The organism is Methylobacterium sp. WL6, assembly GCF_008040095.1.
GTDB lineage: Bacteria > Pseudomonadota > Alphaproteobacteria > Rhizobiales > Beijerinckiaceae > Methylobacterium.
In genome coordinates this window covers 1-25,545 of sequence record NZ_VRVH01000041.1, presented here as the reverse complement: position 1 = coordinate 25,545, position 25,545 = coordinate 1, and the positions used below count along the sequence as shown (strand labels likewise).

Here is a 25,545-nt window from a genome sequence, read left to right as displayed (position 1 = left end):
CTCCTGGCCCGGCTCGGCGAGGACGAGCTCGCCGTGCTGCTGGCCGCGACCGAGGCGCCCGGCGAGGCGGATCTCGAGGCCGGCACCGAAGCCTGCGCCGAAGCCCTGTTCGCCGCGCTCGCCGAACCCGTCACCGTCGGCCACCACGTCCTGCATGTCGGCGCGCGGATCGGCGCCGCGCAGGCGCCGCGCGACGGGGCCGACGCGGCCGAACTGATGGCGGCGGCCGACCTCGCCCTCGAGCGCGCCCGCCACATGGGCCCGCGCGGCTACCGCGCCTTCACCCCCGCGATGCGGGATGCGGCCAAGACCCGGCGCGACCTGCAGGATGCGCTCCTCGACGGCCTCGCCGCCGGCGAGGTCGCCCTGCACTACCAGCCGCAGATCGAGCTCGCGACCGGGCGCCTGCGCGGCGTCGAGGCCCTGATTCGCTGGAACCATCCGACCCGCGGGCTGCTCGCGCCGGCCGAGTTCCTGCCGGCGATCGAGGCGAGCACCCTGGCGACGCGCTTCGGCCAGTGGTGCCTCGACGAAGCCTGCCGCCAGGCGGCCGCGTGGCGCAAGGCCGGCCTGCCGCGGATCGGTGTGGCGGTGAACCTGTTCGATGCGCAGATCCGCGCCGGCACCCTGGCCGAGGTGGTGATCCAGGCTCTGGCGCGGCACCGGCTGCCGCCGGAGATCCTGGAGCTGGAGGTGACGGAGATGATCGCGCTGGCCGACGCACCCGCCACGCTGGAGCCGCTGCGGCGCCTGCGGGCCCTCGGCGTCGGCATCGCGCTCGACGATTTCGGCACCGGCTACGCCTCGCTCTCCACCCTCAAGAGCTTCCCGCTCACCAAGCTGAAGATCGACCGCGGCTTCGTCCGCGACGTGCTCCACGACGCCCACGACGCGACCATCGTGAAGGCGGTGCTCGACATCGGCCGCAGCCTCGACCTGATCGTCATCGCCGAGGGGATCGAGACGCCGGAGCAGGAGGCGGCGCTGATGGGCATGGGCTGCCGCTACGCGCAAGGGTACCGCTACGGCCGGCCGGTGCCGGGCGATCTCCTGGGACGTCGCCTCGCCGAGCCCGTTCCCGCCAAAGCCTTCTCCCGCAGCGCCTGAAGCCGGTGCGGGACGCGCCCGGGGCGGGCCGTCACTTCGGCATGAAGGCCCAGTAGTCGAGGTCGAGGATGACGCTCGGGTGGTAGCCGTCGCCCTCGCGGCCGGGATGCGCGGTGCAGGGCTGGTTCTTGGTGGCGACCGTGCGCAGCCGCAGCAGGCCGACGTCGCCGCGACCGGTCTCGGCCGTGTCGAGCACCTCGCTCCAGGCGTAGACCGTGTCCCCGGCAAACAGCGGCGCCACGTGCCGGCCGGCGTTGATGCCCGCGATGGCGAAGGCGTTGGCGAGCCCGTTGAAGCTCAGGGCGCGGGCCAGCGAGATCACGTGGCCGCCGTAGATCAGGCGCCGGCCGAAGCGGGTCTCCTTGCCGCTCAGCGCGTCGAAATGCACTTTGGCCGTGTTCTGGTAGAGGCGCGTCGCGATCTGGTGCTCGGCCTCCTCGACGGTCATGCCGTCGACGTGGTCGATCTTCTCGCCGACCGCGTAATCGGAGAACCGATGCGGGCTGCCGGCGAGGTCGAGATCGTAGGCCGAGACGTCGAGCGGGGGCAGGGCGCCTGCGAGGTCGGCCGGGTCGACCACCTTGGCGAAGCTCGGCACGTGCTCCTCGGCGATCGCGGCTTGCGGGTCGCGCTTGCGCACCAGCACCCAGCGGCAATAGCTCAGCACGGTCTCGCCCTTGGCGTCCGAGCCGGTCGAGCGCACGTAGACGACGCCGGTCTGACGGTTCGAGCTCTCCTTGAGGCCGATCACCTCGGAGACGGTGGACAGGGTCTCGCCCGGATAGACCGGACGGCGGAACCCGCCCTCGGCGTAGCCGAGGTTGGCCAGCGCGTTGAGCGAGATGTCCGGCACGGTCTTGCCGAACACCACGTGGAAGGTGAGCAGGTCGTCGAGCGGGCTGCGCGGGTAGCCAATGCCTTGCGCGAACGCGTCCGACGACTGCACCGCGAAGCGCGGGCCGTAGAGGGCGGTGTAGAGCGCGACGTCGCCGGTGGTGACCGTGCGGGGCGTGGCGTGGCGGATGGTCTCGCCGAGGCGGTAATCCTCGAAGAAGCGGCCGGGATTGGTCTTCATGGGGCTCGGGGATCTCCGCGTCCGGGCGCGACGGTTTCGAGGACGGTGTGCGGCGGGTCGGCCGCCGGCGCGCGGGTCCCACGATCCTGAGGATCGCGGGACCGGCCGTCAGCGGGCGTAGACGTAGGGGTCGGCCGGCACGAACTCGTGCAGCAGGCGGCTCACGAACAGCAGCAGCAGGATCAGGATGATCGGCGAGATGTCGACGCCACCGAGGTTTGGCAACAGGTTGCGGATCGGGCGCAGCACCGGCTCGGTGATCCGGTAGAGCACCTCGCCGATCTGCGAGACGATCGGGTTGCGCACGTTCACCACGTTGAAGGCGACGAGCCAGCTGAGGATCGCGCTGGCGATGAGGACGTAGATGAAGAGCTGGACGACGGTGTCGAAGAGCCAGATCAAGGAATTCATGCGCGAAACACGTGTCCTCGTGCGCCCGCGCGGGACGCCGGAACGGCGACGCGACGGCAGCAGGAATCGGGAATTGACAGTTCGATCGGCGCAAGCCTAAAAGGCCGGCGCCTTGGACGGGGCTGTAGCTCAGATGGGAGAGCGCCGCAATCGCACTGCGGAGGTCAGCGGTTCGATCCCGCTCAGCTCCACCAGGCTTTCCTGGTGGTCGATCGTCAGGTGAGGTCCGGCCGCGATAACGCTGCCGCGACAACGGGTTGAGGCCCGCCATCAGCATTTCTGCGATCCGGCGGATCGGCGTCGCGCACGCGCTCTGAGCCTGTCGGCCGGCGGCGTTCCCGCCGTCCTGCGAGCCTTCGGTCGACGCAGGGTCTGAAGGCGTCGCGACCGCTCCCGTCACGGGCTGCCGAGGCGTGCGGGCGGGACCGAAGCCCGATCCTCGCGCCGCGCTCTACGGCGCGGTCCGGCCGATCACGGCGCGCAGCGGATCGCCCGGGGCCCCCTCCGGCAGGACGACACGGGTTTCGACGGTCGGGAAGCCGGCCTGGCGGAGATAGAGATCGATCAGCCGCGCCTGATCGTCGCCGCCGAGCGCCTGCCAGATCGCCACGGCCTTGGTCGGAAAGCAGCGATTCGAGAAGGTGATGATCACGGGCGCGTCCGGGCGCAGCACCCGCGCGGCCTCGCGCAGCACGGCGACCGGATCCTGCAGGTACTGCACGCCGACGCAGACGAGGACGGCGTCGATGCTGTCCGCCTCCAGCGGCAGGGCCGGGTCGCCGTTGAGGTCCTGCACGAACGAGGCCGTCAGGCGGGGATTGGCCGCGAGCTCGCGCCCGTTGAGGCCGTGCCCGATCACGGCGGCGTAGGCGATCTCCGGAGGCAGGTGGCTGACCCAGCTCGACATCAGGTCGAGGAGGCGGCCGCCGGCCGGGAGCAGGGCGCGGTAGAGGTCCGTCACGGCCGCGATCGCCGCGTCGTCGATGTGGGTGACGAACCGGGGCTGGGCGTAGAACAGGGCGTCCGGCGCCTGGTCCCGCTTGAGGAACGCCTCCGGCGGCAGCTGGGGAAGGCTCGTCATGGCGTCACTCCGTTCGGGATCTCGTCGCGCCTCGCGCCGCCATGCGACGGCGCCGTGCGCGGTATCATCCATCGCCCGGCCCGACGAAGGCCGCTTGCGCGAGAGGCGACGCCGTAAGCTCAGATGTCCTGCCGGAGGTGGTCGCCGGGCGGCCGGAAGGGAAGCGCCAGCACCTTGCGTCCCTTCAGATCGTGCACGCTCACCTGCCACTCCGCCCAATCCGTCTGCCCGTCGAGCGTGACCATCAGGGCTTCGGCGACACCGCGCGCCTTGGCGGGCAGCCTGTGCGGCAAGCGGATGTCCTTGCCGACCGTGTCGACGACGCATTCGAGGCCGTTCGTGCAATGGAAACGGTAGCGTGCCATGGCCGTGCAACTCCCTAGGCGACCGAGGTAAAGCGTCGTTCATGATATGTTCTGAAAACCGCGGAAGGCAAACGGGTTCCGGTGCAGAAAGCGTCTCGCGGTAACAACGAGGTGGACAAGCGGGCGGAGGGCGCAGCCGACGGCATCGCCCTCGCCGGCGCGCCGGCGCCCCGCTTCCAGGCGACGCTGGTCCCGCGCCCGCATCAGGCCGCAGCCGCCGACGCGATCCTGGCCGCGCGGGCCGCCGGCCGTCCGGGCTTCCTGCTCGGCGACGCGACGGGCCTGGGCAAGACGCTCTCGATCTGGAGTGCGCTCGCGCGGATGCCCGAGGGCGAGGTGCTGATCGTCTGCCCGAAGGGCGCGATGCCGCAATGGCGTCGCACGATCGCCGGTTCGGGATTGCCGGAGAAGGCGGTGACCCTCGTGAACTACGAGCGCACCAAGTCCCTGATGGCGCCGCCGCCCGCGAGCACCCGCCGGTCGGCGCGCGCCAGGAACAACGCGCTGGCCAAGAACGGAAGCCTGCGCCGGACCTGGCCCCTCGTCGTGTTCGACGAGAGCCACCGGCTGCGCAATCCCTACAGCCAGCAGAGCCTGGTGTGCCGCCACCTGGCCGACGCGGCGGTGTTCACCGGCTACGTGAGCGCGACGGCCGGGCAGGCGCCCCACGAGCTCTCCTATCTCGGACGCCTCCTCGGCGAGGCGGCCGACGCGCCGACCGCGACCCTCGCCGAGTTCCGGACGCTGATGCAGCGCCTCGGGATCGGCCGGGCCAAGGGCCGTTGGGTGAACTGGTCGTGGACCAGCAATGCGCGCGACTGCGCCGTCATGGCCGACCTGCTCTACACCGGCCCGCGCGCGATCGGGCTGCGGCGGCGCCCGGGCGACATCGCCGGCTGGCCGGAGGTTCAGCGCGCCCTGGCGCCGACGGCCCTGACGGCGGAGGCCCGCCGCCTGTACCAGGCGACGTGGCGCGCGTTCCGCCAGGAATTCGGGTTGCTCGGCGGCAGCCACCGGCGCCCGGCCGGGTGGGCGGCGGATCTGCGCTTCCGGCAGAAGGCGAGCCTGCTGCGCGTGGCGGGAACGTGCGACTTCGCCGAGCTTCTCCTCGGCGCGGGCGAGCAGGTCGCGATCTCCGTGGCGTTCCTCGAGACCGGTGCGGCGCTGCAGGCGGCCCTGGAGCAGCGCGGCTGGCAGGTCGGCACCATCGACGGGCGGCAGGATGCCGAGGCGAACGAGGCGGTGCGCCGGGCCTTCCAGACCGGTCGGCTCGACGTCGTCGTGTTCACCGTGACGGAGTCGATCTCGCTCCATCAGGACGAGCTGCCGGGCGGCGAGCGCACGCGGGCCCTGGTGATCCACGACATGCGCCACAGCGCGATCCAGCTCGCCCAGATCGAGGGACGCTGCCACCGGGACGGGCAGGCGGCGACGATCCATTACGCCTATGCCGAGGGCACGGTCGAGGAGGAGATCACCGCGACCGTGGTCCAGCGCATGGCCGCGATGGGCGCCATGGTGGGCGAGGATACCGGGATGTTCGAGGCGATCGCGCGCCGCCTAGCAGCCGACGGCCCCGGCGCCTGAGGGACCGCCGGGACGCCGCCGACGACGACGCGCCCCACGGGCCGGCACCGGCTTGATGGTCGCCTGATCTATCGCACATCCGACAAATCAGGCCTCTGTAGGCTCGCTTGACGCCTCGCGACTGTCAAATCGCGGCTACCATTTCGAAAGACCTTGCCCGCGATAGTAAGGCATGACACGCAGACTCACGAGCCGCCAGGACCTGCCCGACGACGTGCAGACCGAGCTCGTCTTCCTGCTGTACTCGTCCCTGCCGCAGGTGGCGATCCTCGCGATCACCGTGTCGGCGGCCAGCCTCGCCTTCGCGCTCGCGACCGGCGGCCTCGTCGAGGCGGCGCTGGGCGCGCTCGCATCCGCCGCCACCCTCTGCCGCGTCGCCTCGATCCGGCGGTTCAAGCGCACGCGGACGCAGGACATGACGTTTCGCGTCGCGCGGGCCTGCGGCCGGACCTTCGGCGCGATGATGGTCGGCACCGGGATCTGCCTCGCCCTGCTCGCGCTGCGCGCCGCAGCGATCGACCGCCTGGACTTCTTCATCCTGTTCTTCGGCATCATCCTCAGCTTCTGCGTCGGCGCGGCGACCCGCTCCTCCGTGATCCCGTGGATCCCGGTGACGACCGCCTACATCATGCTGATCGCCTGCATCGTCGCCCTGACCCGGCGGCCGGAATTCGGCTGCTGGTTCGGAGGCTGGTTCCTGATCCTGATGCTGGTGGCCTACGCCGAAGCCTGCCTGCACCTGGAGGGCACCGTCATCGACAAGATCCTGGCACGGCGCGCCGTCGCCTGGACCGCGGCGCATGACGGCCTGACCGGCCTGCCGAACCGCGCCAGCTTCGGCACGCAGCTCGATCGCGCCTGCCGCCGGCCGGGCGGCACTGGCGAGCCCTGCGCGGTGCTCTACCTCGACCTCGATCGCTTCAAGTCCGTGAACGACACTATGGGCCACGCCGCCGGCGATACGCTCTTGGCTCGGGTCGCGGACCGCCTTCGCCAGGCCATCGAAGGGCAGGCGAGCGCCTATCGTCTCGGCGGCGACGAATTCGCCGTGCTGCTGGAGGTCGACGCGACGCCCGAACGGGCGCGCGCCCTGGCGTCTCGGATCGTCGCGGAGGTCGGCCGCCCCTACCGGCTGTCCGGCGGCAGCGCGGAGATCGGGATCTCCGTCGGCATCGCCCATGCGCCGGAGGTCGGGGCCGATCCGCAGGAGGTCCTGAACCGGGCCGACCGCGCGCTGTATGCCGCCAAGGGCGGCGGGCGCGGGCGGTGGATCGCGGCAGATCATCCCGGGGCGCTCGCCGCCTGAGCCGGCGTTCCGTGCCGCCGGCGTGACCGGCCGGCGGAAGACGAGGCCTCAGGCGACGGGAAAGGCCGTCGGCTCGGCGATCTCGACCCGGTTGTTGCGGGACCGGTATTCGCGGGCGGCAGCGTAGGCCGGGCGCCGGGCTCGCATGATCGAGCCGAGCGGCCGGTGCGCGGCCAGGCCGGTCCACGGATTGAAGGCCAGGCGGTCCTCGACGGCGGCGCGCATCGCGTCCGACCACGTGTCCTGCGGCGCGGCGGTGATGCGGGCGACGGGGCGATAGGGGCTCTCGTCCTCGGACCACATCGCCGCGGCGTCCTCGACCGGCATCGCCTCGATGTCCGTCGCCAGCTGCACCCGCAGCTCCCAGACGGCCGGGCAGGTGCGGAAGAAGTCCCGGACGGCCTCGCGGATCCCGTCGGGACGGCCGGCGAGGTCGAGGGGCCGCTCCGACAGGGCGACGAGGTCGGAGGAGACCGGCGAAAGCGCCACCTTGCCGAAATACGCGCCGTGCAGGAGCGCGGCCTGGGAGAAGAAGCTGTCGCCCAGAAGATGGGTCTTCGCCTGGCCGGCCAGGGTGGTCAGCGTGGCGGACTTGCCCCCGACCATCTCGAGCGCGGCCTCCGCGGTGCGCGTCACGGCCGACACCGCCCGCTTGAGGGGCTCGGCACGCCCGGTGGTCGCGGCCAGCGGCCTGAGCTGCCGCAGGAAGCCCTCGGCGGTGCCGATCTGGAACGCGGGCGAGTTGCCGAGCACGTAGTTCTGGGTGGTCTCGCCCTCGCTGCCCGGCAGGCGCGGGCCGGGAACGCCCAGGACCTTGAGGGCGGCCCCCCGCGGGGTGGAGACCCGGTCGTCGAGGATGTCGCCCGGCGTGGTGCTGAACCGCAGGATCGCCTCGTAGCTGGCCGGCGCCGCGAACAGGCCCTGGGCGAGGGCCGGCGGAAGGCCGGGCAGGACCTCGAATCGTGCCTTCAGGTAGCCGTGCGCCTTGGCGTGGACGGCCCGGTGGGCGTAGCCGGTGTCGGCGTGCGTCTTCCGCTGGATCGAGAGCATGGCCTCGGTCAGACCCCGCTGGATCTCGTCCTCGTCCGCCGGGACGGTCTCGAAGGAGGGGTCGAACCGAAGCGGAGGTTGCTGGGTCATGCCCTCAAACGTGGGGCGACTCGCGGAAGTTGCCCGACCGGGCGAGATGCCGCGTCCTCGACCGGGCCGCCTCGGCCTTGGAACGCCGGCCGCCCTCGGTTCGGCCCCGCCCCGATCCGCTCACGGGGCGGGGGAACCCCGGATCTCACCAGCCTGGGCCGAAACGCGACGCGGCCCGGATGCGGGATACCGCGATCGGATTTAAGCGCGCGTAGGATCGGACCATGCCCGGCTGTCCCGTATCGAGATGCCGGGCCGTCTCAGGCCGGGTGGGCGGCCGCCCCGACCGGCGCGTCGGCTTTCGGGGCGGATTTACCGAAAAGACCGTGCGACGCGGCCGAGCGGGCGTGCGAGTTCGGAGCGTCGAGCGGCGGCGCTCGGCGATCGCCCACCGGTCGGAACGACAGGCGAGCGGTCATATTTCCGCCGTCGCGCACCGACTCTGAGAGACCGACCAGACCGTTCCAGGTAAAATCGGTGACATGAATCGTCCCCCCGCCCGCGAGACGGAGGCCGCGCGTCTCGGCGCCCTCGATCGCTATCGCATGCTCGATACGCCGCGCGAGCAGGATTTCGACGAGATCGCGGAAGCGGCCGCCGAGCTGTGCGAGGTGCCGATCGGGGTCGTCAACCTGATCGGCGACGGGCGCCAGTTCTTCAAGGCCGAGGTCGGGCTCGGCGTCCGCGAAACGCCGCTGGAGAGCTCGTTCTGCCGGCAGGCGATCCTGCAGGAGGACTTCCTCTACGTCCCCGACGCGCGCCACGACCCGCGCTTCGAGGACAACCCGCTCGTCGTCGGGGACCCGGGCCTGCGCTTCTACGCCGGCGCCCTGCTCAAGACCGCCGACGGCCATCCCATCGGCACGGTCTGCGTCCTCGATACCAAGCCGCACCAGCTGACCGAGCGCCAGCGCAAGGGCCTCGCCCGCCTCGCGCGCCAGACCATGGCGCAGATGGAGCTGCGCCGGTCGCTGCGGGCGCAGGAGGAGCAGCGCCTCCTGCACGAGCGCATCGTCGACGGCGCCACGGACTACGCCATCGTCGCGACCGACGCGGCGGGCCGCGTGACCCGCTGGAACACGGGCGCCGAGCGCACCCTCGGCTGGACCCAAGCCGAGATGCTGGGCCGGGCGGTGGACGCGTTCTTCACGCCGGACGATCGCGCGAGCGGGCGGCCGGAGATCGAGATGCGGCTCGCGGAAAAGAACGGCAGCGCGCCCGACGAGCGCTGGCACGTGCGCAAGGACGGCAGCCGGTTCTGGGCCTCGGGCAAGATGATGCCCCTCCGGTCGGACGACGGGCGAACCGTCGGCTTCCTCAAGATCCTGCGCGACCGGACCCGGGAACGCGACGCCGGTGCGGCGCTGGAGGCGAGCGAGCTGCGCTACCGCTCCCTCGTCGAGGTCAGCCCTCAGGTGGTCTGGTTCGGCGACATCGACGGCAACGTCACCTACTGCAACGCCTACTGGTACGCCTATACCGGACTGCCCGCGAACGAGACCGGGGAGACGAGCTGGATGGGCGTGATCCATCCCGACCACCGCGACGCGACCCGTCGCGCCTGGCTCGCCGCCTCCCGCGACGGCCGGGACTACGAGGTGGAGTTCCTGCTGCGGCGGGCCGACGGGATGTACCGCTGGTTCCTGTCCCGCGCACGCCCGATCCGCGATGCGGACGGGACCGTGCGCAGCTGGATCGGCACCTCGCTCGACATCCACGAGCGCAAGGTCGCCGAGGCGCGCTTCCAGACCCTGACCCAGCTCGCGCCGACCGTGATCTGGTTCGGCAATCCCGACGGCAGCCTCAGCTACCTGAACGACCGCTGGTACGCCTATACTGGGCAGACGCCGGAGCACGCGCTGCCGCTCGGGTGGGCCGAAGCGATCCATCCCGACGACCGGCCGGGGCTGTTGGAGACGTGGGAGGCGGCGCGCACCCGCGAGACCGTCTACGACACGGAGGCGCGGCTGCGTCGGGCCGACGGCGCATATCGCTGGTTCCTGATCCGGGCCGAGCCGATGCGGGACGGCGCCGGATCGGTCGTGGGCTGGCTCGGCAGCACCAGCGACATCCACGACCGCCGCCAGGTGGAGGAGGACCTGCGCCGCGCGCGCGAGCAGTTGCGCCTCGCCGTCGAGGCGACGGGAACCGGGATCTTCGACTACGACCTCGTCGCCGACGTCCTGAAGTGGGATGCCCGCACGCGCTCCTTCTTCGGCCTCGGTCCCGATGCCGCGGTGAACCTCGACGTCTACCTCGCCCGCCTGCACCCGGACGACCGCGCCGCGGCGGACGCGGCGGTCGGCGCCGCGATCGATCCGGCGGGCGACGGGACCTACGACATCACCTACCGCACCGTGGCGCCGGAGGACGGCATCGAGCGCTGGGTGTCCGCCAAGGGGCAGACCCTGTTCGAGGACGGGCGGCCGCTGCGCCTCATCGGGACGGCGCGCGACATCACCGTCGCGCGGCGGGCCGAGCAGGTCCTGCGCGAGACCGAGGAGCGCTATCGGCTGGCATCGCGCGCCACCAACGACGCGATCTGGGATTGGGACCTCGCCAGCAATCACGTGCTGTGGAACGAGGCGCTCCAGGCCGCCTACGGCCACGCCCCGGACGCCGTCGACCCGACGGGGGATTGGTGGATCGGGCAGATCCATCCCGAGGACCGCGGGCGCGTCGACGCCGCCATCCACGCGATCATCGACGGCACCGGCACGGCCTGGACCGACGAGTATCGCTTCCTGCGCGCGGACGGCTCCTACGCCTACGTCCTCGACCGGGGTTACGTCATCCGCGACGCGACCGGCCGGGCGGTTCGGATGATCGGCGCCATGCTCGACATCTCCGAGCGCCGGAAGGCCGAGGAGCACCAGCGCCTGCTGACCGGCGAGCTGCAGCACCGGGTCAAGAACACCCTCGCCCTGGTGCAGGCCATCGCCAGCCAGACCCTGCGCGGCTCGACCGACGTCAACGAGATGCGGGAGGCGTTCGCCGCCCGGCTGATCTCGCTCGGCCGCGCGCACGACATCCTGACCGCCGCGAGCTGGACGGCCGCCCCGATCGGGGACGTCGTGGACGGGGCTCTGAGCGTGCATCTCGGGGCGATGGCCGCGCGCCTGCGCACCAGCGGGCCCAACGTGCTCCTGGCGGCCAAGCCCGCCCTGTCGCTCGCCCTGTCCCTGCACGAGCTCGCCACCAACGCCGCCAAGTACGGCGCGCTCTCGAACGACGCGGGCGTCGTCGACCTGCGCTGGCACGTGGCCCATGCCGGCGACGCCCCGCGGTTCTCCCTGGTCTGGTCCGAGCAGGGCGGCCCGCCGATCCTGGTCCAGCCGGCGCGCCGCGGCTTCGGATCGCGCCTGATCGAGCGCAGCTTCGCCGCCGAGGTCGGCGGAGAGGTCACGCTCACCTACGCACGGACGGGCCTCGTCTGCCGGCTGGAGGCCCCCCTCGCGTCGATGCAGGAGATCCCCGATGCCGCCGCGGCCTGAGGTGCGGGCGGGCGCGGCCCGCGCGTGCATCGCGCCTTGGCGCGGCGGCCGGCCGGCCTATCTGTGCGGTCACCGCGCCGCGATGCCCATCGCGCGCAGCCCGAGCGCTCGGCCGATCCCGTCATGTCGCTGACCAAACGCATCGTCGGCCTCGTCACGCTCGCGCTCGTGCCCGCCCTCGCGATCCAGGGCTACAACGAGTTCGCGTTGCGCGCCGCGCGGGGCGAGGCCGTGCGCGACGAGGCGATGCGCGCCGCCCGCAGCGTCGCCGCCGACCTCGGCCAGTTCGGGCGCGGCACCCGGCAGGTTCTCGGCATCCTGGCCGAGGTCCCGGAGATCCAGGGCAAGGACCCCGACACCTGCACGGCCTATCTCAGGACCCTGCTCGGGAAGGTCCCGGGCGCGTTCTTCTTCGGGGTGGCGGATGCCGACGGCACCATCGTCTGCAACACCCTCGGCTCCCCGCGCGGCGCCTACACCCTGGCCGACCGCGGCTACTTCCGGGACGCGATGCGCACGGGCGGCTTCGCGGTCGGCGGCTTCGTGACGGGGCGGATCACCCGCAAGCCGACCTGGCAGTTCGCCCAGGCCATCCCGGGAGCCGGCGGCCGGCCGACCGGCGTCGTGGTGGCCAGCATCGACCTGGACCACCTGGCCGGACACCAGGCCCGGGCCGGGCTGCCTCCCGACGCCGCGCTGATCGTCGCGGATCGGGACGGCGTCATCCTGCTCCGCCTGCCCGACCACGCCGCATGGGTCGGCAAGCCGCTGCCGCAGCCGTTCTGGTCGGCGCTCTCGGAGAACCGCGGCAAGGTGATCGACCTGGCGGGCCTGCGCGGGACGATGCGGATCACCGGAATCGCGGCCGTCACGCCGGACGACCTCGAAGGCGTGACCGTCGCCGTCGGCCTTTCGCCCGCGGCCGCCTTCGCCGACATCGACGCGGCGACGCAGCGCGGCGTCATCCTCATCGTCCTCGGCGCCCTCGGCGCCCTCGTCGCGGCGCTGCTGGCGGGGCGCGCCTTCATCCGCCGTCCGGTGCGCCGCCTGCTGCAGGCCGCGTCCGCCTGGCGGCTCGGGGACCTCGGCGCGCGGTCGAGCCTGTCCGGCCCGTCCGAGTTCGGGCAGCTCGGCGAGGCGTTCGACGCCATGGCGATCTCGCTGCAGAAGCATGAGGGTGAGCTGCGCTCGGAGATCGCGCGCAGCCATCTCCTGCAGGAACGGCAGACGATGATGCTGCACGAGCTCAACCACCGGGTCCGCAACACCCTGACCACGGTGCAGTCGCTCGCCCGCCAGTCGCGCCGCACCGACGAGACCGGCGAGCGGCTGGAGGGGCGCATCATCGCCCTGTCGAAGACCCACGACCTGCTCTCGCGCGACGACTGGGCGGGCGCCCCGCTCCGGACGGTGCTGGAGAACGAGCTGGCGCCGTTCAGCGAGGGCCAGGCCGACCGCTTCCGGCTCGACGGCCCGGAGGTCGACCTTCCGCCGCGCTACGTGCTGGCGCTCGGCATGGCGCTGCACGAGCTGACCACGAACGCCGCCAAGTACGGCGCCCTGTCCGGCGGGACCGGGCGCGTCGACATCGCGTGGCGGACCGCGACCGCGGAGGGCGGCACGCGCCGGCTCGTGCTGGACTGGCGCGAGAGCGGCGGCCCGCCGGTCGTCGCGCCGCAGCGGCGCGGCTACGGCACGCGGCTGATCAACGGCGGCATCGGCCATGAGCTCGGCGGGACGGTGCAGCTCGAGTTCGACCGCTCGGGGCTTCGCTGCACCCTGGACGTGCCGCTCGACGCGCAGGATCGCTTCACCTCGTTCCACCCGGAATCCGGGATGCCGATGTCGGCGGCCTGACCGCGCGCCCCCGGCCGGGACCGGCCGGAGGCGGCAGACCATGAACGGCCGCGTGCGGGTCCTCCGCGGATCCCCTCGATCGGCGGGGTCGGGTCCGGATCGCGGCTCGGCGACGACGAGCGAGACGCCGGGGTGTCCCGCGACAGCGGGCGCGTCGCGGCTCCCCAGAGGATTGCGCATCCATGCTCGAGGCTTTCTTCGACCGCCCCGCGGCCGCCGTCGCGCAGGATCTGATCGGCGCGCGACTCTTCGTCGAGGCGGTCGGCGGCCTCGTCGTCGAGACCGAGGCCTACGACCGCGCCGATCCGGCGTCCCACAGCTTCCGGGGGCCGACGAAGCGCAACGCCAGCATGTTCGGGCCGCCCGGCCACGCCTACGTCTATCGCTCCTACGGCCTGCACTGGTGCCTCAACCTCGTGTGCGAGCCCGGCAGCGCGGTGCTGCTGCGCGCCATCGAGCCCACGCAGGGCATCGCGGCGATGCAGGCGCGCCGTGCCACGGCGGAACCGCGGCTGTTGTGCGCGGGGCCCGGCCGCCTGTGCCAGGCGCTGGGCGTCACCGATGCGCTCGATGGTCGTTCCCTCGCGGGCCCGCCGTTCCGCTTCGCGCCTCGGGGCCGGCCGGTGCCCGTCGTCGTCGACCGGCGCATCGGCATCACGCGCGGCGCCGAGACGCCCTGGCGTTTCCTGCTCGCCGGATCCCGGTACGTCAGCCGCCCCGCACGGCGCATCGCCGCAGCGGACGCCTGACCTCGGGCGCCCCGCACCCCGAAGGCGAGCGGAGGTCCGGCCCGGTCGCGGGCAGGGGAGGCCCACGCTCATAGGCCCCGGCCCGACCGGCATGCGGCGCTCCGCGTCACAGGGCCAGCGGCGCGTTGTCGACGACCTCCTTCATCACGAAGAACGTCCGCGTCTGGCGCACGCCGGGCAGCGCGATCAGCGTGCTGCTGTGCAGGCGGTTGAAATCCGCCATGTCGCGCACCCGGATCTTGAGGAAGTAGTCGAAATCGCCCGCCACCAGGTGGCAGTCGAGCACGGTCGGCATGGCGCGGGCCGCCGCCTCGAAGGCCGCGAAGCTCTCCGGCGTCGAGCGGTCGAGCACCACGCCGACGATCACCAGCGCGCCGAGGCCGACCTTGTCCGGCGCCACCTGGGCGCGGACCGCCTTGACGTAGCCCTCCGCGAACAGCCGCTGCGTCCGGCGATGGCAGGTCGCCGCGCTGGTGCTCACGCGCTTGGCGATCTCGGCGTTGCCCATCCGCCCGTCCGCCTGCAGCAGGCGCAGGATCTTCAGGTCGATCCGGTCGAGCCCCGCGTCGGTGGACGAATCTCTCATGACCCCGCCGCCTCACGATCCATCGAGCGCCATATGCCGGCGATCAAGGGAACACGGCGGCAAAGCGCGCGCCACCCTTCGAGAGAACCTTCCGGGACGGCTGACACCCGCCGCAAACGGCCGAGACCGTTCGCGGCGCGCCGACGTCTCAGGCGGCGAGGGCGGCCGCGATGTCGCGCTCGAGCGACGCGGGCTTGGCGGTCGGCGGATAGCGGCCGATCACCCGGCCGTCGCGGCCGACGAGGAATTTCGTGAAGTTCCACTTGATGCCGGCCGTGCCGAGGAGGCCGGGCTTCTCGCTCTTGAGATGCCGGTAGACCGGGTCGGCGCCCGCCCCGTTGACCTCGACCTTCGCCAGCAGCGGGAAGCTCACGTCGTAGGTCAGGCTGCAGAACTGGGCGATCTCGGTGGCGTTTCCCGGCTCCTGCGCGCCGAACTGGTTGCAGGGGAACCCCAGCACCACGAGCCCGGCCGCGCGGTGCTTCTTCCACAAGGCCTCCAGCCCCTCGTATTGCGGGGTGAACCCGCATTTCGAGGCGGTGTTGACGACGAGCACGACCTTGCCGCGGTACTGCGCGAGGGGATGCGGAGCGCCGTCGGCGCCCTTCGGCGCGAAGTCGAACAGCGTCATCGGGCCGCCGTCCGCCGCTCGACGAGGCGGGCCAGGTACGCGGACCCGATCGGGATGATCGTGTCGTCGAAATTGTAGCCCGGGTTGTGCAGCCCGGCTCCAGTCGAGGCGCCGATCCAGGCATAGGCGCCGGGCACCGCCATCGCCATGTCGGCGAAGTCCTCGCTGCCCATCTTCGGGCTGGAATTGAGGTCGACCCGCTCGGGCCCGAACAGCTCGGTCGCGGTGTCGATCGCGGCCTGGGTCTGGTCGGGGGCGTTCTCCAGCACCGAGAACTTGTCCTGGATGTCGACCGTGATCTCGGCGCCGTAGGCCGCGGCGTAGCCCTTGGCGAGCTCCCGCATCCGGTCGTGGCTGAGCTTGCGCAGGTCGCGGTCGAAGGTGCGGATCGTGCCGGCCATGTGCGCGGTGTCGGGGATGACGTTGTAGGCCGAGCCGGCGTTGAACTGGGTGATCGACAGCACGATCGACTTGAGCGGGTCGGCGTTGCGCGAGACGATCGACTGCAGCGCCTGCGCCAGGGCCGTGCCGACGACGATCGGGTCGATGCCGCTGTGCGGCTGCGCCGCGTGGATGCCGCGGCCCTTCACGTGGATGTCGAAGAAGTCGGCCGCCGCCATGATCGGGCCGGGGCGCAGCTTGATCATGCCGTGCGGGCCGCTCGGCTGGTTGTGCAGGCCGTAGATCTCGTCGCAGGGAAAGCGCTCGAACAGCCCGTCGGCGAGCATGGCGCGGGCGCCGCCCAGCCCCTCTTCCGCCGGCTGGAACACGAACACCGCCGTGCCGTCGAAGTCGCGGGTCTCGGCGAGGTACCGGGCGGCGCCGACGAGCATGGTGGTGTGGCCGTCGTGCCCGCAGGCGTGCATCTTGCCGGGGATGGTCGAGCGATAGGGGAGGTTGGTCTCCTCCTCGATCGGCAGCGCGTCCATGTCGGCGCGCAGGCCGATGCGACGGCCGTTGTCGCTGCGGCCCTTCAGGATGCCGACGACGCCGGTGCCGCCGACGTTGCGATGGACCTCGATGCCGAAGCCCTCGAGCAGGTCGGCGACGATGCCCGAGGTGCGCACCTCCTCGAACCCAATCTCGGGATGGGCGTGCAGGTCGCGGCGGAGCGCGGTCAACGCGTCGGCGTAGGTCGTGATGCGATCGATCGGGCTCATGGGCGTCAGGACTCTTCCGGGCTGGGCCGTCGGAACGGCGTCAGGGTGTCGAGCTCGTCGACCATGGCTTCGACATGGGCGCGCTCGCGCTGCAAGTAGTCGGCCACCGCGCGGCGCAACGACGGGTCGGCGATGTCGTGCGCGGAGTGCATCAGCACCGGCCGGTAGCCGCGCGCGAGCTTGTGCTCGCCCTGCGCCCCGGCCTCGACCCGCTTCAGGCCGCGCGCGATCGCGAAGTCGATCGCCTGATAGTAGCAGACCTCGAAATGCAGGAACGGGTGCTCCTCGATGCAGCCCCAGTTCCGGCCGTAGAGCGCCGTGTCGCCGATCAGGTTGATCGCGCCGGCGACGTAGCGGCCCTCGCGCTTGGCCATGATGAGAAGCACGCGCTCGGGCATCCGCTCGGACAGGAGCGAGAAGAAGCGCCGGTTGAGGTAGGGCCGGCCCCATTTGCGCGCGCCGGTGTCGGTGTAGAATTCGTAGAACGCGTCCCAATGCGCCTCGGTGAGGCCGGCCCCGGTCAGGTGCTCCACCGTGATGCCGGGCGACAGCGCGTCGCGCCGCTCGCGCTTGATGCTCTTGCGCTTGCGCGAGGCGAGCGCCGCGAGGAAGTCGTCGAAGCCCGCGTAGCCGGCGTTCTCCCAGTGGAACTGCTGGTCGGTGCGCTGGAGGAAGCCGGCGGCGCCCGCCCGCTCCCATTCCGGCTCCTGCATGAAGGTGACGTGGATCGAGGAGGCCTTGGTCTCGGACCGCAGCGCCCGCAGGCCGGCGACCAGGGCGGCCGTCGCGGTCTCCGGGTCGGCGCCGGGCGCGATCAGGAAGCGCGGGCCGGTGACGGGGGTGAACGGCACGCTCACCTGCAGCTTCGGGTAGTAGCTCCCGCCGGCGCGCTCGAAGGCGTCGGCCCAGCCGTGGTCGAAGATGTATTCGCCCTGGCTGTGGGATTTCAGGTAGCACGGCACGACCCCGAGCAGCGTGTCGTCGCGCTCCACCGAGACGTGCAACGGCAGCCACCCGGTCCGGCGCGAGACGCAGCCCGAATCCTCGAGGGCCGAGAGGAAGGCGTGGCTGACGAAGGGGTTGTGGGTCTCGTCGCCCGAGCCCAGCGTCTCGGCCGACGTGGCGCAGGCGTCCCAGGCCGCGGCCCCGATCTCCTTCAGGCCGGCGAGCGCGCGGACCTTGAGCACGGTCTCGGAGGTCGCAGGCTCGTGCGGAGCACCCGGTTTTTCCATGCACGACAATCTAGCCCGCCGGACAGGGGGGACAAGGCGGAGGCGTGCATCCTGCCGTCGCAGCGTGGGGCATCGCGGACCGCTTGCCAAATGGTAACACTCAGTGATACCAAGAACGGTGCGGCATCCGGAAGGCACGCGGGAGGCCGGCCCTGATCCAGAGCTTCGCGGATCGAACGACCGAGGCGGTCCATCGCGGCGATCGGCCGAAGGGATTTCCCGCCGCGATCTTTCCCACGGCCCGACGCAAGCTCGCCGTCCTCGATCAGGCTGCCGATCTGAACGACCTGCGGGCGCCCCCCGGCAATCGGCTCCACCCCTTGACCCATGATCGCGCCGGACAGCACGCGATCCGGATCAACGACCAGTATCGAATCTGCTTCCGCTGGACCGACCATGGCCCGGCCGATGTCGAGATCGTCGATTATCACTGAGGATCAGTCGATGGGCACCGCCTTGGAGATCGTTGAGACGCTGCCGCCGCTTCATCCCGGCGAGGTGCTCCGCGAGGAGTTTCTGGTTCCGCTCGGCCTCACGCCCTACGCGGTGGCGAAGGCTTGCGGCGTGCCGCGTACCCGGATCGAGCGGATCGTCCGCGAGGAGATCGGGATCACCGCCGACACCGCGCTCCGGCTCGGGCGCTATCTTGGAACCTCGGCGCAACTCTGGCTCGGCCTGCAGATCCGCTTCGACATCGCGGTCGCGGCGGCCCGGGCGGGTGACGCCTTGGCGCTGATCAAGCCGCTTCCGCGCGAAGCCGCCTGACGCGGAAGCCGGGCTTTCAGGCCGAAAACCCCTCGAACACCATCTGGTCGGCATGCATCTCGGCGAGCCGGCGCTGGTCCGGGTTGCGCACCGTCCAGGCCATCACCGGGAGATGGCCGAGCACGCGGGCGAGATGCGTCGCGGCGCAGGGCAGGTCGTCGACCCGCCAGGACACGAAGCCGGGCCGCGTCTCCGCGATGTGCAGCAGGTCCGAGAGCCGGCGCCGCGCCGAATCGGTGAGGCCGGCATAGGCCGGGTCGTCCTGGTTCGTCTCGCCGACGATGCCGCGCGGGATCGTCTCGGGCACCAGCCCGCGCAGCGCCGCGACCACCTGCGGGTCGAAGGATTTCACGGCCACCGGCCCGGCGTATTCGCACAGGATGTCCGCGACCCGGCGGGTCAGGGTGAGGTCGCCGGAATAGGACGACTTGATCTCGACCACGAGCGGCGTCCGCCCGGCGATCTCCGACAGGAAGGCCGGCAGCGTCGGGATGGTCTCCGCCGTGCCCGCGACCGTCAGGCGAGCGAGGTCGGCGCCCCGCATCGCGGCGACGGGGTCGGCGACGCCCGTCAGCCGCCCCAGCGCCGCATCGTGGAACACCATCGCCTCGCCGTCGGCGCTGATCTGCACGTCGCACTCGATGGCGTAGCCGCCGGCGATCGCCGCGCGGGCGGCGGCGACCGTATTCTCGGGGCGGCCCGCCGCGCGGTCGTGCAGGCCGCGATGGGCGATCGGCCGTGCGACGAGCCAGGAGATCCCGGCGGGCCGGCCCATCACCGCACCTCGAACATCGCCTCGACCTCGACGGCGGCGTCCAGCGGCAGCTCGGCGACGCCGACCGTGGAGCGGGCATGGCGGCCGCGGTCGCCCAGCACCGCGACCATCAGGTCGGAGGCGCCGTTCATGATGCCGGCGAGACCGGCGAAGCTCGGCACGCAGTTGATGAAGCCCCCGAGGCGGACGCATTGCACCACCCCGCGCTCGAGGTCGCCCACCGCCGCCTCGACCTGGGCCAGCACGTTGAGCGCGCAGAGCTTGGCCGCGGCGATGCCGTCCTCCGCCGAGACCTCGGCGCCGAGCTTGCCGACATGCGCCGGCCCGAGCTTGCCGTCCGCCCCGAAGCAGATCTGGCCCGAGATCACCACGAGGTTGCCGGCCCGCACGAACGGCACGTAGTTCGCGACCGGGGCCGCCGCCTTCGGCAGGGCGAGCCCGAGGCTCTCGAGGCGTTCCTTGACCGTGCTCATGAGGCGATTCCTCTGGTTCGTCGTCGGCGATGCGCGGGTTCTGGAGCACGGGCAGCACCTGCCGCGCAAGCGGCCCGTGCGAGGCATGTCGTAGGCAAGCCGGCAAACGACGCCTGTTTTGCAGGCATGTCCGGCACGAAGGCCGGCCCCATCATTGACAGCGCGGCCTCGTTTCATAGTAATCGCGCGCGTGCCGCCCCGGTGACGAGGCGGCACTTTCGTTTTTGCACGCAGGGCACTCGTCCTGCACGCAGCCTTCAACGCTGGGTCGTCGCCCGGCACGCCGACACGGAGACGGGATCGTGACATCCGCCCTTCTGCCGACCTATGCCCGGGCCCCCATCGCCTTCGAGCGTGGCGAGGGCGCATGGCTGGTGGCGCGCGGGGGCGAGCGATACCTCGATTTCGGCGCCGGCATCGCGGTGAACGCGCTGGGCCACGCCCACCCGCACCTCGTCGAGGCCCTGACCACCCAGGCGCAGAAGCTCTGGCACACCTCGAACCTGTTCGAGATTCCCGACGGCGAGCGCTTCGGGCAGCGCCTCGTCGACGCGAGCTTCGCCGACGTCGCCTTCTTCTGCAACTCGGGCGCCGAGGCCAACGAGGCCGCGATCAAGATGGCGCGGAAGTACCATGCCGCGGGCGGCCACCCCGAGCGCTACCGCATCGTCACTTTCGAGGGCGCGTTCCACGGGCGCACGCTGGCGACGCTGGCCGCCGGCGGCCAGCAGAAGTACATCGAGGGCTTCGGCCCGAAGGTCGACGGGTTCGACCAGGTGCCCTTCGGCGACCACGCCGCGCTGCGCGCCGCGATCGGCCCCGAGACGGCGGCCGTGATGATCGAGCCGATCCAGGGGGAGGGCGGCGTCCGGCCGGTGCCGCCGCAATGCCTGCGGGGCCTGCGCGAGCTCTGCGACGAGCACGGCCTGATGCTGATCATGGACGAGGTCCAGACCGGCGTCGGCCGCACCGGGCGGCTGTTCGCCCACGAGTGGTCGGGCATCGCCCCGGACATCATGAGCGCGGCCAAGGGCATCGGCGGCGGCTTCCCGATGGGCGTGTGCCTGGCGACGCACGAGGCCGCCCGCGGCATGGTCGCCGGCAGCCACGGCACCACCTTCGGCGGCAACCCGCTCGCGATGGCGGTCGGCAACGCCGTGCTCGACGTGGTGCTGGCCGACGGTTTCCTCGATCACGTCCGGCAGGTCGCGCGGGTTCTGACGCAGAAGCTCGGGGCCCTTCGCGACCGCTATCCCCACGTCGTCACGGCGATCCGCGGCGACGGCCTGATGCTCGGGCTCAAGCTCGGCGTGCCCAACACCGCGTTCGCGGCCGCCGCGCGGGCCGAGCACCTGCTGGTGATCCCGGCGGGCGACAACGTGGTGCGCCTGCTGCCGCCGCTGATCGTCACCGAGGCCGACGTGACCGAGGCCGTCGCGCGCCTCGAAGCCACCGCCGCCGCGTTCGACGGCGCGATGCGCGGCGCCGCCGAGTGATCCTTCCTCGGCTCCCGAAGGTGGAGCCGCCGACCGAACCCGGACATGATGTGTTGAGATGACTGCCCCAGCGAACGGCCAGAGCAGCGGCCAGACGGCCGGCGCGAGCGCGCCCCGTCACTTCCTCGACCTGTCGGATTTCTCCGGCGCCGACCTGCGCCGGGTGCTCGACGCGGCCGCTGCGATCAAGGCGCGCCGCCGCAAGGGCGAGATCGCCGTGGATCGCCCGCTCGCCGGCAAGAACCTCGCGATGGTGTTCGACCGGCCCTCGACCCGCACCCGCGTCTCGTTCGACGTGGCGATGCGCGAGCTCGGCGGCGAGACGCTGATGCTGACCGGCTCCGAGATGCAGCTCGGCCGCGGCGAGACCATCGGCGACACCGCGCAGGTGCTCTCCCGCTTCGTCGACGCGATCATGATCCGCATCCTCGATCACGCGCTGATGCTCGAGCTGGCCGAGAACGCCACGGTGCCGGTGATCAACGCACTGACCAAGCTGTCGCATCCGTGCCAGATCATGGCCGACGTGCTGACCTTCGAGGAGCATCGCGGGCCGATCAAGGGCCGCACGGTGGCGTGGTCGGGCGACGCCAACAACGTGCTGACGAGCTGGGCGCACGCGGCCGCGCGCTTCGACTTCACCCTCAACGTCGCCTGCCCGCCCGAGCTGGCGCCCCCGCCCGCGCTGATGGCCTGGGCGCGCGCCGAGGGCGCCCGCGTCAACGTCACCACCGACGCGTTCGCCGCCGTCGAGGGAGCCGACGCGGTCGTGACCGATTGCTGGGTCTCGATGGGCGACGAGGACGAGAGCCACCGCCACAACCTGCTCAACCCCTACCAGGTGAACGCCGAGCTGATGCGCGCCGCCGCCAAGGACGCGGTGTTCATGCACTGCCTGCCGGCCCATCGCGGCGAGGAGGTCACCGCCGAGGTGATGGACGGCCCGCAATCGGTGGTGTTCGACGAGGCGGAGAACCGCCTCCACGCCCAGAAGGGCATTTTGGCGTGGTGCCTGCGGGCGAACGGGCTCTGAGCGGACGGATCGCCGAGGCCGTTCGGACGCAGGATCCGTGAGGTCCGCGGGCCTTGACCGTATGAACATCGTGTATACGTTCACGGCGTGAGATACCGATCCCGACCCGGTTGTGAGAGGCTGTCGCCGTGAGCATCGATGGGCTGAGCAACGTCCCGGTGCGGCGCGGGACGACGATCAACCTGCGCGTCGAGGCCGAGACGCGGGACCTGATCGATGACGCCGCATCGGTGCTCGGCAAGACGCGGACCGAGTTCATGATCGACACCGCGCGTCATCACGCCATCGACGTGCTGCTCGATCAGCGCCTGTTCGTCCTGGACGACGCGCGGCATGCCGCGTTCGTCGCGGCCCTCGACGCGCCGCCGGTTGCGAGACCGAGGCTGAGCGCGCTCATGGAGAGGAAGCCGGCCCGGGAGCGATGATCGGCCCGCCGGTTCCGCTGGGTCCGGAGCACGGCCTCGATGGGTTCTCGTGCGGCAAGCCGGTGCTCGACGATTGGCTGAAGCGGCAAGCACGCCGCAGCGAGGGCCGGTTCGCCCGGACCTATGTGATCTGTGCGGACGGCACGGTGGTGGGTTATTACTGCATCTCCGCGGGAACGGTCGCCCGGGCGGATGCTCCGGGACGGATTCGACGCAACGCGCCGGAGCCGATCCCGGTCTCGATTCTGGGTCGGCTGGCCGTGGATCGGCGTTGGGCCGGGCGTGGGCTCGGTGCCGACCTCCTGGCCGATGCACTGCGCCGGATCGCCAATGCCGCCGAGGTGATCGGCATCGGCGCCGTCCTGATCCACGCGCTCGACGACCAGGCGCTGACATTCTGCCGCAGCCGGGCGGAATTCCTCGCGTTCCCGGACAACTCGCGCACCCTGTTCCTGCCGATCGGCGCGCTGACAGACAGACGATGACGACCCGAACGCTTCCAGGCCGAACGTTTCCAGGCCAATTGCTTCTAGGATCGAATTGAGCACCATGACCGCCGGACACGACACCACCCCGATCAACGAAGGCAACGGTCACGACGGCGCCGACGACTGCGTGCTGCCGTTCTCCGTCGAGGCGCTCGACGTGCGCGGGCGCGTCGTCCGGCTCGGGCCGTCCGTCGACACGATCCTGCGGCGGCACGGCTACCCGGATGCGGTGGCGCGCCTGCTCGGCGAGGCGGCGGCGCTCACCGTGCTCCTCGGCTCGTCCCTGAAGTTCGAGGGCCGGTTCCAGCTCCAGACCAAGACCGACGGCCCGGTCGGGATGATCGTCGTCGACTTCGAGGCGCCCGACCGCCTGCGCGCCACCGCCCGCTTCGAGGCGGAGCCGATCGCGACTCTGGGCACCGGTCCGCACAAGGCCGCCGAGTTGATCGGGCAGGGGCACCTGGCCATGACCATCGACCAGGGCTCGGCGGCGAGCCGCTACCAGGGCGTCGTCGCGCTGGAGGGACAGAGCCTGGAGGAGGCGGCGCACCAGTATTTCCGCCAGTCCGAGCAGATCCCGACGCAGGTGCGCCTCGCCGTGGCCGAAGCCTTCGAGGACGGGCAGAGCCGCTGGCGCGCCGGCGGGCTGCTGGTCCAGTTCCTGCCGCAGTCGATCGACCGGGCCCGCCTGGCTGACCTGCCGCCGGGCGACATCCCGGAGGGCCGCGTCCACCTCGACGAGAACGGCACCCAGGAGGACGACGCCTGGGTCGAGGCGCGCGCCCTCGTCGGCACGGTCGAGGACCACGAGCTCGTCGACCCGGCGGTCTCGAGCGAGCGGCTGCTCTACCGGCTGTTCCACGAGCGCGGCGTGCGGGTGTTCGAGGCGCAAGCGGTGCACGAGCAGTGCCGCTGCTCGCGCGAGCGGGTGATGGGCATGATCCGCTCGTTCCCGCCCGAGGAGCGCCGCGAGATGGTGGCCGACGACGGCCGCGTCGTCATCACCTGCGAGTTCTGCTCGCGCCGCTACGACCTCGACCCGGCGGAGGTCGAGGCGGAGGTGGGCGGCACGCCGAAGCAATAGAACGCCGCGCCGACGCGACGACGGCCAAGCTTGATCGAGCGATAGACTGAACTTCGGTTCATAAAAATCAGTTTCTAGGTGTGAAACGGTTTTTGAACCTTCGGCGTTTCGATACTTCCAAGAACGTCGGAGGAAGCATCATGAAAAGGATCGCCATCGGGCTCGCAGCCCTGCTGCTCAGCACGTCGGTCTACGCCCAGGGCGCGGCCGGAAATGCGGCCGGCGCCGGGCCGGGCCGCGCGAATACAGGTTCGACGGACGCGACCGGCGGACGGCCGGGCAGCGACCGCGCATCGGGCGCGTCGTCCGGCGGCCGGATGTCGGACACGCGGGGCGAGGCCCGGAACACGACCGCGGGGAACGGAACCGGCGGCCGCGAGAGCGGCCTGCAGGCCGGGCGGTCCGATCGCCAGGGCGCCGATCGTGCAGGAGCCGATCGTGGAGGAGCCGATCGTCAGGCCGCCGGCCGCGACGACCGGCGCGGCGCGGATCGGGCCGAGGGCCGCGGCGGCAACCGTGACGGGATGCACGAGAGCCGCGACCGGGCGGAGCGGAGCGGGCGCGAGGCGCGCAGCGAGCGGCGCGAGACCCGCACCGACTTCCGGTCCGAGCGGGTCGGCGGCGGCTTCCGGCGCGAGGGCCGGTTCGTGGTCGTCGGCGGCCAGCGCGTGGTGTACGGCTCGCCGGAGTATCGCCGCCTCGTCACGGTCGAGCGCCGGGGCGGCCCGCGGGTCCGCTACGTCACCATCCGCGGCCACCGCGTGCTGTACGGATCGCCGGAATACCGTCGCCTCGTCACGGTCCGCGAGACCGGTCCGCGCGAGCGCTACGTCACCATCCGCGGGCAGCGGGTGCTGTACGGATCGCCCGAGTACCGTCGCCTCAGCGTGACCACGACCGAGCGTCGCGGCGGCAGCGTCGACGTCGGCTTCCGCGGACAGGATCGCACGGACGTGCGGACCCGCTCCACCCGGACCGAGACCCGCGACGATCGCGGCTTCCGCAATGCCGACCGGCGCAACGCCGGCGAGCGCGACACGGGCGCCGACCGGGGATCCGAGCGCAACGCCGACCTGCGTCGGGGCCAGGATGCGCGCGGCGGCCCGGACAGGGGCGGCATCCGCAACGCTTCGGAGACGATGGGCGGCGGCAAGAGCGAGGACAGGGGTGGCGCCAACGGTGGCGTCAGGGGCGGGCGCGATGCCGGCATGACCGGCGGCTCGCC

The 25,545-nt window shown here is 71.8% G+C and carries 25 protein-coding genes and 1 tRNA gene; 15 read left to right on the top strand and 11 right to left on the bottom strand.

Annotated features, from left to right (window positions below; all coding sequences use genetic code 11):
* Positions 1-1,107: EAL domain-containing protein (locus FV230_RS08725; RefSeq protein WP_147842080.1), on the top strand; the 1,107-nt coding region annotated here is incomplete at its 5' end.
* A gap of 31 nt (positions 1,108-1,138) precedes the next feature.
* Here the strand turns inward: FV230_RS08725 and FV230_RS08720 are convergent.
* Both FV230_RS08720 and FV230_RS08715 read right to left on the bottom strand, forming a co-directional pair.
* Positions 1,139-2,182 carry a MaoC family dehydratase gene (locus tag FV230_RS08720; protein ID WP_147842079.1) on the bottom strand — a complete coding sequence of 348 codons (1,044 nt, stop codon included), beginning with the start codon at positions 2,180-2,182 and terminating at the stop codon, positions 1,139-1,141.
* 108 nt (positions 2,183-2,290) lie between these two features.
* Complete coding sequence (locus FV230_RS08715; RefSeq protein WP_147751992.1) at positions 2,291-2,593, bottom strand: YggT family protein; 303 nt, start codon at positions 2,591-2,593, stop codon at positions 2,291-2,293.
* A gap of 118 nt (positions 2,594-2,711) precedes the next feature.
* Between FV230_RS08715 and FV230_RS08710 the strand changes: the two genes are divergently transcribed.
* Positions 2,712-2,787, top strand: a tRNA-Ala gene (locus tag FV230_RS08710).
* Between the two features lie 257 nt (positions 2,788-3,044).
* On the opposite strand, the gene FV230_RS08705 is transcribed toward FV230_RS08710, so the two are convergent.
* On the bottom strand, positions 3,045-3,674 hold the full coding sequence (locus FV230_RS08705; protein ID WP_147842078.1) for a methyltransferase domain-containing protein: 630 nt from the start codon (positions 3,672-3,674) through the stop codon (positions 3,045-3,047).
* Between the two features lie 119 nt (positions 3,675-3,793).
* Positions 3,794-4,039, bottom strand: a complete 246-nt coding sequence (locus tag FV230_RS08700; protein WP_147842077.1) for a hypothetical protein — start codon at positions 4,037-4,039, stop codon at positions 3,794-3,796.
* Positions 4,040-4,150: 111 nt separating this feature from the next.
* Between FV230_RS08700 and FV230_RS08695 the strand changes: the two genes are divergently transcribed.
* Together FV230_RS08695 and FV230_RS08690 are read left to right on the top strand one after the other, a co-directional pair.
* Positions 4,151-5,626 (top strand): SNF2-related protein, encoded by a 1,476-nt coding sequence (locus tag FV230_RS08695; protein ID WP_246694798.1) that lies wholly within the window; start codon positions 4,151-4,153, stop codon positions 5,624-5,626.
* Between the two features lie 172 nt (positions 5,627-5,798).
* Positions 5,799-6,932, top strand: coding sequence for a GGDEF domain-containing protein (locus FV230_RS08690; RefSeq protein ID WP_147842076.1), 1,134 nt, complete (start codon positions 5,799-5,801; stop codon positions 6,930-6,932).
* A 48-nt stretch (positions 6,933-6,980) separates the two neighbouring features.
* On the opposite strand, the gene FV230_RS08685 is transcribed toward FV230_RS08690, so the two are convergent.
* Positions 6,981-8,072: a catalase family protein gene (locus tag FV230_RS08685; protein ID WP_147727958.1), complete on the bottom strand. Its 1,092-nt coding sequence runs from the start codon at positions 8,070-8,072 to the stop codon at positions 6,981-6,983.
* A gap of 482 nt (positions 8,073-8,554) precedes the next feature.
* On the opposite strand from FV230_RS08685, the gene FV230_RS08680 reads away from it, so the two are divergent.
* The 3 genes from FV230_RS08680 (at position 8,555) to FV230_RS08670 (ending at position 14,172) form a co-directional block, all read left to right on the top strand.
* Positions 8,555-11,566, top strand: coding sequence for a PAS domain-containing protein (locus FV230_RS08680; protein WP_147842075.1), 3,012 nt, complete (start codon positions 8,555-8,557; stop codon positions 11,564-11,566).
* 123 nt (positions 11,567-11,689) lie between these two features.
* Positions 11,690-13,423: an HWE histidine kinase domain-containing protein gene (locus tag FV230_RS08675; protein ID WP_147842074.1), complete on the top strand. Its 1,734-nt coding sequence runs from the start codon at positions 11,690-11,692 to the stop codon at positions 13,421-13,423.
* A 182-nt stretch (positions 13,424-13,605) separates the two neighbouring features.
* Positions 13,606-14,172 carry a DNA-3-methyladenine glycosylase gene (locus tag FV230_RS08670; protein ID WP_147842073.1) on the top strand — a complete coding sequence of 189 codons (567 nt, stop codon included), beginning with the start codon at positions 13,606-13,608 and terminating at the stop codon, positions 14,170-14,172.
* A gap of 106 nt (positions 14,173-14,278) precedes the next feature.
* Here FV230_RS08670 and FV230_RS08665 read toward each other — a convergent pair whose 3' ends face one another.
* The 4 genes from FV230_RS08665 to FV230_RS08650 all read right to left on the bottom strand — a co-directional run bounded on the left by FV230_RS08665 (position 14,279) and on the right by FV230_RS08650 (position 17,781).
* A complete protein-coding gene (locus FV230_RS08665) occupies positions 14,279-14,758 on the bottom strand; it encodes an Lrp/AsnC ligand binding domain-containing protein (RefSeq protein WP_147842072.1) in 480 nt (159 codons plus the stop codon).
* Between the two features lie 148 nt (positions 14,759-14,906).
* The gene (locus tag FV230_RS08660) at positions 14,907-15,389 is read right to left on the bottom strand and encodes a glutathione peroxidase (protein WP_147842071.1); all 483 of its coding nucleotides are present in this window, start codon (positions 15,387-15,389) and stop codon (positions 14,907-14,909) included.
* Positions 15,386-16,549, bottom strand: a complete 1,164-nt coding sequence (locus FV230_RS08655; RefSeq protein WP_147842070.1) for a M20 aminoacylase family protein — start codon at positions 16,547-16,549, stop codon at positions 15,386-15,388. The genes FV230_RS08660 and FV230_RS08655 overlap by 4 nt, the downstream gene beginning before the upstream one ends.
* 5 nt (positions 16,550-16,554) lie before the next feature.
* Positions 16,555-17,781, bottom strand: coding sequence for a GNAT family N-acetyltransferase (locus FV230_RS08650; protein ID WP_147842069.1), 1,227 nt, complete (start codon positions 17,779-17,781; stop codon positions 16,555-16,557).
* 125 nt (positions 17,782-17,906) lie between these two features.
* On the opposite strand from FV230_RS08650, the gene FV230_RS08645 reads away from it, so the two are divergent.
* Both FV230_RS08645 and FV230_RS08640 read left to right on the top strand, forming a co-directional pair.
* Complete coding sequence (locus FV230_RS08645) at positions 17,907-18,215, top strand: type II toxin-antitoxin system RelE/ParE family toxin (protein WP_313898966.1); 309 nt, start codon at positions 17,907-17,909, stop codon at positions 18,213-18,215.
* 10 nt (positions 18,216-18,225) lie between these two features.
* Entirely contained in the window at positions 18,226-18,546 is a 321-nt protein-coding gene (locus FV230_RS08640; RefSeq protein WP_243935062.1) for a HigA family addiction module antitoxin, read from the top strand.
* A 16-nt stretch (positions 18,547-18,562) separates the two neighbouring features.
* Here the strand turns inward: FV230_RS08640 and FV230_RS08635 are convergent, their stop codons facing one another.
* Both FV230_RS08635 and FV230_RS08630 read right to left on the bottom strand, forming a co-directional pair.
* Positions 18,563-19,321 carry a glycerophosphodiester phosphodiesterase family protein gene (locus FV230_RS08635; RefSeq protein ID WP_147727003.1) on the bottom strand — a complete coding sequence of 253 codons (759 nt, stop codon included), beginning with the start codon at positions 19,319-19,321 and terminating at the stop codon, positions 18,563-18,565.
* Positions 19,321-19,794, bottom strand: coding sequence for a RidA family protein (locus FV230_RS08630; RefSeq protein ID WP_147842067.1), 474 nt, complete (start codon positions 19,792-19,794; stop codon positions 19,321-19,323). Before FV230_RS08630 ends, FV230_RS08635 begins: the two co-directional genes overlap by 1 nt.
* A gap of 302 nt (positions 19,795-20,096) precedes the next feature.
* Here FV230_RS08630 and FV230_RS08625 point away from each other — a divergent pair, with 302 nt between their 5' ends.
* The 6 genes from FV230_RS08625 to FV230_RS08600 form a co-directional block, all read left to right on the top strand.
* The gene (locus FV230_RS08625; protein ID WP_147842066.1) at positions 20,097-21,290 is read left to right on the top strand and encodes an aspartate aminotransferase family protein; all 1,194 of its coding nucleotides are present in this window, start codon (positions 20,097-20,099) and stop codon (positions 21,288-21,290) included.
* 58 nt (positions 21,291-21,348) lie between these two features.
* Positions 21,349-22,323, top strand: coding sequence for an ornithine carbamoyltransferase (gene argF / locus FV230_RS08620; protein ID WP_147842065.1), 975 nt, complete (start codon positions 21,349-21,351; stop codon positions 22,321-22,323).
* Positions 22,324-22,451: 128 nt separating this feature from the next.
* Entirely contained in the window at positions 22,452-22,748 is a 297-nt protein-coding gene (locus FV230_RS08615; RefSeq protein ID WP_147842064.1) for a DUF1778 domain-containing protein, read from the top strand.
* Positions 22,745-23,233 (top strand): GNAT family N-acetyltransferase, encoded by a 489-nt coding sequence (locus FV230_RS08610; RefSeq protein ID WP_147842063.1) that lies wholly within the window; start codon positions 22,745-22,747, stop codon positions 23,231-23,233. Before FV230_RS08615 ends, FV230_RS08610 begins: the two co-directional genes overlap by 4 nt.
* A 64-nt stretch (positions 23,234-23,297) precedes the next feature.
* Positions 23,298-24,320: an Hsp33 family molecular chaperone gene (locus tag FV230_RS08605; protein ID WP_147842062.1), complete on the top strand. Its 1,023-nt coding sequence runs from the start codon at positions 23,298-23,300 to the stop codon at positions 24,318-24,320.
* Between the two features lie 140 nt (positions 24,321-24,460).
* Positions 24,461-25,545, top strand: a 1,085-nt coding sequence (locus tag FV230_RS08600) for a hypothetical protein (protein ID WP_147842061.1), incomplete at its 3' end; no start/stop codon positions are given.

Excerpts from the sequence above, each read along its gene's own strand:
- FV230_RS08720 (WP_147842079.1), bottom strand. The coding sequence starts at position 2,182 with ATGAAGACCAATCCCGGCCGCTTCTTCGAGGATTACCGCCTCGGCGAG.
- FV230_RS08715 (WP_147751992.1), bottom strand. The coding sequence starts at position 2,593 with ATGAATTCCTTGATCTGGCTCTTCGACACCGTCGTCCAGCTCTTCATC.
- FV230_RS08705 (WP_147842078.1), bottom strand. The coding sequence starts at position 3,674 with ATGACGAGCCTTCCCCAGCTGCCGCCGGAGGCGTTCCTCAAGCGGGAC.
- FV230_RS08700 (WP_147842077.1), bottom strand. The coding sequence starts at position 4,039 with ATGGCACGCTACCGTTTCCATTGCACGAACGGCCTCGAATGCGTCGTC.
- FV230_RS08690 (WP_147842076.1), top strand. The coding sequence starts at position 5,799 with ATGACACGCAGACTCACGAGCCGCCAGGACCTGCCCGACGACGTGCAG.
- FV230_RS08685 (WP_147727958.1), bottom strand. The coding sequence starts at position 8,072 with ATGACCCAGCAACCTCCGCTTCGGTTCGACCCCTCCTTCGAGACCGTC.
- FV230_RS08680 (WP_147842075.1), top strand. The coding sequence starts at position 8,555 with ATGAATCGTCCCCCCGCCCGCGAGACGGAGGCCGCGCGTCTCGGCGCC.
- FV230_RS08675 (WP_147842074.1), top strand. The coding sequence starts at position 11,690 with ATGTCGCTGACCAAACGCATCGTCGGCCTCGTCACGCTCGCGCTCGTG.
- FV230_RS08670 (WP_147842073.1), top strand. The coding sequence starts at position 13,606 with ATGCTCGAGGCTTTCTTCGACCGCCCCGCGGCCGCCGTCGCGCAGGAT.
- FV230_RS08665 (WP_147842072.1), bottom strand. The coding sequence starts at position 14,758 with ATGAGAGATTCGTCCACCGACGCGGGGCTCGACCGGATCGACCTGAAG.
- FV230_RS08660 (WP_147842071.1), bottom strand. The coding sequence starts at position 15,389 with ATGACGCTGTTCGACTTCGCGCCGAAGGGCGCCGACGGCGCTCCGCAT.
- FV230_RS08655 (WP_147842070.1), bottom strand. The coding sequence starts at position 16,549 with ATGAGCCCGATCGATCGCATCACGACCTACGCCGACGCGTTGACCGCG.
- FV230_RS08650 (WP_147842069.1), bottom strand. The coding sequence starts at position 17,781 with ATGGAAAAACCGGGTGCTCCGCACGAGCCTGCGACCTCCGAGACCGTG.
- FV230_RS08640 (WP_243935062.1), top strand. The coding sequence starts at position 18,226 with ATGGGCACCGCCTTGGAGATCGTTGAGACGCTGCCGCCGCTTCATCCC.
- FV230_RS08635 (WP_147727003.1), bottom strand. The coding sequence starts at position 19,321 with ATGGGCCGGCCCGCCGGGATCTCCTGGCTCGTCGCACGGCCGATCGCC.
- FV230_RS08630 (WP_147842067.1), bottom strand. The coding sequence starts at position 19,794 with ATGAGCACGGTCAAGGAACGCCTCGAGAGCCTCGGGCTCGCCCTGCCG.
- argF (WP_147842065.1), top strand. The coding sequence starts at position 21,349 with ATGACTGCCCCAGCGAACGGCCAGAGCAGCGGCCAGACGGCCGGCGCG.
- FV230_RS08610 (WP_147842063.1), top strand. The coding sequence starts at position 22,745 with ATGATCGGCCCGCCGGTTCCGCTGGGTCCGGAGCACGGCCTCGATGGG.
- FV230_RS08605 (WP_147842062.1), top strand. The coding sequence starts at position 23,298 with ATGACCGCCGGACACGACACCACCCCGATCAACGAAGGCAACGGTCAC.